Consider the following 1,308-nt stretch of genomic DNA (forward strand, 5'->3'; position numbering starts at 1 on the left):
TTAAAATCAATCAAGAGCCAAGATATGTGTTTGATGAATGCATTGCTTACTTTGGACAAAACAGGATTGCGTTAGCTGGTTATACGACACTTCAAGATATCATATCGAGTGTACTTTCTAGTGAGCGTAGTCGCATTGAGTCTGTCCTGAACCAAAACCTAGGCAGTGATACAAAAGCTACGCTTCTTAGATTGCTTGATTCCAAAAGCACGTTCACAGATCTCGCTATGTTAAAGCGCATGGCGAAGGATTTTTCAGCCAGCCAAATATCACAAGAACTAAAGACGCATAAAATCATACGTGCGCTTTATCCAGAAATTAAGACACTGATTGCTGAATTAGAGCTGTCACCGAAAAACCTTGAATACTACGCGTCTTTAGTAAAACACAAGTCGGTTTATAAGTTAAAAAGACATGCTGATAGTCAAACCTTGTTATATCTTGTTTGTTATCTATTCTTCAGGTACCGCGAAACTAACGACAACCTCGTTTCTGCATTTATCTATCTCGTCCGAAAGCTTGCTGAAGGAGCAAAGAGTCACGCCAAACAGGGAGTTATCGAAGATATAAACATTGTCAGAACAAAATTGAAATCGGCTGGCAGTCTGCTGAATTACTTCATTGACAGCGATATTGACGATGCATTGACCTTTGGCGATGTACGCAAAAAAGCCTTTAAGTTGCTACCTGCTGAGAACATTAAATTGCTTAGCGAACATCTTGATAGCAATGATTTTGATGGGCGTAAATATGAGTGGCAATTTATTGATAAACAGTCAAGCAAGGTGAGTAAACTTCTACGCTCCTTGTTCATGGCCATAGACATTGAGTTTATCCATTTAAAAGATGATTTACATAATCAGTATGTAACGTTGCGCTCTGAACTCAGTGAATGCAAGGCTGTTAGAACCATCAACCTAGACTTGGTACCCAAAGGTGACCGAGGGTATTTGCAAGGAGAAGTTTCTAAGCAAATAGCTATTCGTTTTGAGTACTTCCTGTATCGTAAAGCAGAGCAACTATTTCAAAACAATAGCCTTACCGTAAAAGAGAGTGTCAATAATCGTAGTCTGAGTTCAGATTTAATCCAGCCAAAAGAATGGCAAAACAAAGACGATATTATTGAAAATACAGGGCTTGATAAACTATCAGCACCAATTAACCAAACCTTGGATGAGAAGCAGTATCAGCTTGAAGTGAAATTGAAAGAGGCTGGCACACATATATTCAGTGGTGACAACAAATACGTCGAAGTTATACCTGGTAAGTCAGAACTAAAATGGTCTATCCCAAATAGCCGCTGGCAAC

Annotated in this window: 1 protein-coding gene; it reads left to right on the forward strand. The window is 39.1% G+C overall.

What is annotated here, in order from left to right:
- Positions 1-26: 26 nt before the first annotated feature.
- A partial coding sequence (locus MHN02_RS21470) for a hypothetical protein (protein WP_239247975.1) occupies positions 27-1,308 on the forward strand: 1,282 nt, incomplete at its 3' end.

The organism is Alteromonas sp. CNT1-28, from assembly GCF_022348345.1.
Taxonomy (GTDB): Bacteria; Pseudomonadota; Gammaproteobacteria; order Enterobacterales; family Alteromonadaceae; genus Alteromonas; species Alteromonas macleodii.